The organism is Amnimonas aquatica (assembly GCF_002943415.1).
Classification (GTDB): domain Bacteria; phylum Pseudomonadota; class Gammaproteobacteria; order Pseudomonadales; family Moraxellaceae; genus Perlucidibaca; species Perlucidibaca aquatica_A.
This window is the reverse complement of record NZ_PTQZ01000153.1, coordinates 1-4,469: the sequence shown is the minus strand read 5'-3', so window position 1 is coordinate 4,469 and position 4,469 is coordinate 1. Positions and strand designations below refer to the sequence as shown.

At 68.2% G+C, this 4,469-nt stretch carries 6 protein-coding genes and 1 riboswitch; of the genes, 4 read left to right on the top strand and 2 right to left on the bottom strand.

The genetic code is table 11. The features are described from left to right. Positions 1 to 376: hypothetical protein (locus tag C5O18_RS06830; RefSeq protein WP_206389771.1), on the bottom strand; the 376-nt coding region annotated here is incomplete at its 3' end. A gap of 119 nt (positions 377 to 495) precedes the next feature. Between C5O18_RS06830 and C5O18_RS06825 the strand changes: the two genes are divergently transcribed. After that, on the top strand, positions 496 to 837 hold the full coding sequence (locus tag C5O18_RS06825; protein WP_105192643.1) for a DMT family protein: 342 nt from the start codon (positions 496 to 498) through the stop codon (positions 835 to 837). 37 nt (positions 838 to 874) lie between these two features. Here the strand turns inward: C5O18_RS06825 and C5O18_RS06820 are convergent, their stop codons facing one another. Then, the gene (locus C5O18_RS06820; protein ID WP_105192641.1) at positions 875 to 1,498 is read right to left on the bottom strand and encodes a hypothetical protein; all 624 of its coding nucleotides are present in this window, start codon (positions 1,496 to 1,498) and stop codon (positions 875 to 877) included. A gap of 153 nt (positions 1,499 to 1,651) precedes the next feature. Next, positions 1,652 to 1,748: riboswitch (S-adenosyl-L-homocysteine riboswitch) on the top strand. 15 nt (positions 1,749 to 1,763) lie between these two features. Here C5O18_RS06820 and ahcY point away from each other — a divergent pair. From ahcY to C5O18_RS06805, 3 genes are all read left to right on the top strand, one after another. Continuing rightward, complete coding sequence (gene ahcY / locus C5O18_RS06815) at positions 1,764 to 3,149, top strand: adenosylhomocysteinase (protein WP_105192639.1); 1,386 nt, start codon at positions 1,764 to 1,766, stop codon at positions 3,147 to 3,149. Between the two features lie 13 nt (positions 3,150 to 3,162). Next, complete coding sequence (metF, locus tag C5O18_RS06810) at positions 3,163 to 3,990, top strand: methylenetetrahydrofolate reductase [NAD(P)H] (RefSeq protein ID WP_105192637.1); 828 nt, start codon at positions 3,163 to 3,165, stop codon at positions 3,988 to 3,990. After that, the coding region (locus tag C5O18_RS06805; protein ID WP_241146767.1) for a hypothetical protein at positions 3,987 to 4,469 on the top strand (483 nt) is incomplete at its 3' end. The genes metF and C5O18_RS06805, both read left to right, overlap by 4 nt.

Here is a 4,469-nt window from a genome sequence, read left to right as displayed (position 1 = left end):
TGCTGCGCGTGATGATGTCGTTGAGCACTTCGTCCGAGTACTCTTCCTGCATGCGCTGGGCGGACTCGAACAGCGGGTAGACGGCGTCGGTGACCGAAGCCCCGTTGATGGCCTGGCCCTCGTCGTCGATGATGTGGTCGTCGGTGTAGTGCAGGAAGCGCAGCATGAGCTCGGCGTTGCCGGCGCGGGCACCGTCGGCGAGGTCGTTGCGGGTGACGAAGGGATCCTTGGCGAAGAAGTCGCAGACCGCGGGCTGGCGCGCCAGCGCGGCCGATCCGCCGCCCCCGGTGGCATCACGCGTGGAACCCGACTGGCCGCAGCCGACGAAGGTAACCACCGCCGCCAGCACCAGGCCGGCTGCCATGAGCTGACGCATGACACACCCCGTTGTTCTTGTTGTACCGGCGCCAGTCTAAGCGGTCGCGGCCACCGCCGGCAGTGCGCCATGACGTTTTCGTGACCGTTGTCCGGATCAGCCCCCTTCAGGAGCCTCGCATGTCCCCCGTCGCCGCCACCATCGGCCTTCTGCTGGTATCGAACGTGTTCATGACCTTCGCCTGGTACGCCCACCTGCGCACCATGAATGACAAGGCGCTGTGGATCGCGATCCTGTTCAGCTGGGGCATCGCCTTCTTCGAGTACATGCTCATGGTGCCGGCCAACCGCATCGGCCACACCGTGCTCAGCCTGGCCCAGCTCAAGATCATCCAGGAAGTGATCACGCTCAGCGTGTTCATCCCCTTCGCCGTGCTGTTCATGAAGGAGCCGCTGAAGCTGGACTACCTCTGGGCCGGCCTCTGCCTCATGGGCGCGGTCTACTTCATGTTCAGGAGCTGAACCGCGCCGGCGGCACCCGGAGGCACGGCGCCGGCCGTCACATGCGCAGGATCACGCCGGCCTGGGCGATGGGCAGGAACTCGTACTTCTCGATCTCGCCCTTGATGCGCCGTTCTTCCGCGTCGGCGAAGCCGAAGCAGGAGCCCAGGCTGCAATTGGCGCGCACGCTGACATCCGGCTTGCCGGTGTACATGGCGCCGAGGCTGATGTGGTAGCCGAGACCGGACTTGCCGAGCGGCGTCTCCCAGCCGATGGTGACCGCCGGCGCCAGCTTGTCGCCGTAGTCGGCGCTGACATCCACCGAGGTGACGCCGGGCTCCTGCACGTCGCGGGCGGTCAGATCGAAGCTGCTGTTCTGCGCCACGGCACCGACCGAAACGCGGAAGTGGCCGCCGAACGGCGCCCAGTTCAGGAACACCTGCGGGTTGCGCAGGCGGATGTCGCCGCTGTAGCGGGCCTCGTCGGTGCGGACGTCGCTGACGCCGCGATCCATGGCGGTGTAGCCGGCGGACACGGCCAGGTATTCGCTGAACCCCCACTGCACGGTGGCGCCGTAGCCGGCAGTGCCGACCTGGGGCACCAGCGCGAAGGAAGCGGCGGAGGCGGCCGCCGGCAACAGACAGGACAGGGTCAGCACGGCGGCGGGCAGGGCGGTACGCATGGGGAGTCTCCGGCAGGAACTGGACAAGGACGCTACCACAACGCCAACCGCCCCGCTCGCGGCCTACACGAGCCGCGCATCCGGCCGATCGCCGGCAAATATCAATAAATTTGGATATTCTAACCGGCATGGCTATACTCGGCGCTCTGTCCGGCGACCGAGGGGCGCTGCAGCGGCAGGCCAGGTGCGTTTTTCAGGCACGGCCGCCGTCAGGCTCGGTCGCGACTCCCGTCAACGGCGCCCGTTCACCCCGGAGCAAGACCCGATGAACGCCCCTGCCAGCACCTTCACCGATTACAAGGTCCGTGACATCAGCCTCGCCGACTTCGGCCGCAAGGAAATCATCCTCGCCGAAGCCGAAATGCCGGCACTCATGGGCCTGCGTCGCAAGTACGCCGCCAGCCAGCCGCTCAAGGGCGCGAAGATCATCGGCTGCATCCACATGACCATCCAGACCGCCGTGCTGATCGAGACGCTGACCGCGCTCGGCGCCGAAGTGCGCTGGTCTTCGTGCAATATCTTCTCGACCCAGGATCACGCCGCCGCCGCCATCGCCGCCGCCGGCGTGCCGGTGTTCGCCTGGAAGGGCCAGACCGAAGAGGAGTTCTGGTGGTGCATCGAGCAGACCGTGCTCAAGGACGGCCAGCCCTGGGATGCCAACATGATCCTCGACGACGGCGGCGATGCCACCCAGCTCGTGCACCAGAAGTACCCGGCCATGCTGGCGCGCATCCACGGCATCACCGAAGAGACCACGACCGGCGTGCACCGCCTGATCGAAATGGCCGCCAAGGGCACGCTCAAGGTGCCGGCGATCAACGTCAACGATGCCGTGACCAAGTCCAAGAACGACAACAAGTACGGCTGCCGCCACTCGCTCAACGACGCCATCAAGCGCGGCACCGACATGCTGCTGGCCGGCCGCCGCGCGCTGGTGGTCGGCTACGGCGACGTGGGCAAGGGCTCGGCCGCCTCGCTGCGCCAGGAAGGCATGATCGTGCGCGTGACCGAGATCGACCCGATCTGCGCCATGCAGGCCTGCATGGACGGCTACGAGGTGGTGTCGGCCTATGTCGGCGGCAATGTCACCGGCCGTGATGCCGACATCGACGCCCGCCTGCTCGGCGAGACCGACCTGATCGTCACCACCACCGGCAACACCACGGTCTGCGACGCCGCCATGCTGCGCGCGCTGAAGCCGGGCGCGGTGGTCTGCAACATCGGCCACTTCGACACCGAGATCGACACCGCCTACATGCGCGCCAACTGGCAGTGGGACGAGGTCAAGCCGCAGGTGCACAAGGTGCACCGCAGCGAAGCCGCCGGCGACTACCTGATCCTGCTCTCGGAAGGCCGCCTGGTGAACCTGGGCAACGCCACCGGCCACCCGTCGCGCATCATGGACGGCTCGTTCGCCAACCAGGTGCTGGCGCAGATGCATCTGTTCGACGAGAAGTTCGCCGACCTGGCCGAGGCCGACAAGCCGGGCCGCATCCGTGTCGAAGTGCTGCCGAAGAAGCTCGACGAGGAAGTCGCGGCGGCCATGGTCGCCGGCTTCGGCGGCGTGCTGACGAAGCTGACCGCGGAGCAGGCCGCCTACATCGGCGTGGACGTGGACGGCCCGTTCAAGCCGGACAGCTACAAGTACTGAGGCGGCGCCGGTCATGAGCCATTTCAGCATCGAATTCTTCCCGGCCAAGACCGAGGTCGGCGCCGGCAAGCTGCGCGAGGTCGCGCGCCGCCTGGGCGAGCTGGGTCCCGAGTTCTTCTCGGTGACCTACGGCGCCGGCGGCTCCACCCGCGACCGCACGCTGGGCACGGTGAAGGATGTGCTGGCGCTGGGCTATGACGTGGCCCCGCACCTGTCCTGCATCGGCGACTCGCGCGAGGAGATCGGCGAGCTGCTCGACCTCTACCGCGAGCTCGGCATCAGCCGCATCGTGGCGCTGCGCGGCGACCTGCCCTCGGGCATGGGCCGCGGCCTCGGCGAGCTGCCCTACGCCGCCGATCTGGTGCGCTACATCCGCGAGCGCCATGGCGACCACTTCCGCATCGAGGTCGCGGCCTATCCGGAATGCCATCCGCAGTCCGGCGACCTGGGCAGCGACATCCGCCATTTCGTGACCAAGGCGCAGGCCGGCGCCGACAGCGCCATCACCCAGTACTTCTTCAACGCCGACAGCTACTTCCACTTCGTGGAGCGCGTGCGCGCCGCCGGCTGCGACATTCCGGTGATCCCCGGCATCATGCCGATCACCAATTTCGCCAACCTGGTGCGCTTCTCGGATGCCTGCGGCGCCGAAGTGCCGCGCTGGGTGCGCAAGCAGGTCACGGCCTACGGCGATGACGCCGCCAGCATCCAGCAGTTCGGCGAGGAAGTGGTGACGCGCCTGTGCCGCCAGCTGCTCGACGGCGGCGCACCCGGCCTGCACTTCTACAGCATGAACCAGACCGAGCCCACGCTCGCGCTCTGGCGCAACCTGGGGCTGTGAGCATCATGCGCGGCCTGCCGCCGGTCGCCGGGCTCGCCGTCCTGCTGCTGGCCGGCTGCGCCTCGGCGCCGTCCGCGCCGGAAAGGCTGCCGACACACTACCGCGATGCCGGCATTCCCGCCGCCCTGCTGCGCGGCGGCATCGGCATCAGTCCGCAGGTGGCTTATCCGGAGCGGCTGCGCTACGGTTCGGTGACCAGCCGGCAGCCGTTCTACGGCATGCTGTCGGCGCAGCAGGCGCCCGGCGTGTTCGGCAGCCACCAGCCGCCCCGCCTGCGCGATGTCTTCGATCCCGCCGCCACGCTGACCGCCGAAGTGGCCGCGCAGATGCGCGCGCAGCCACGTCTGGCCGGCGCCCTGCGCGAGCCCGGCCGGAGCGCCGGCCAGCGGCTGGTGCTGGACATGCAGCGCGCCGGCCAGTTCGGCATGGACATGGAGAACCGCGCCTGCCAGCTCACCGTCATGATCCGCGCCCGCCTG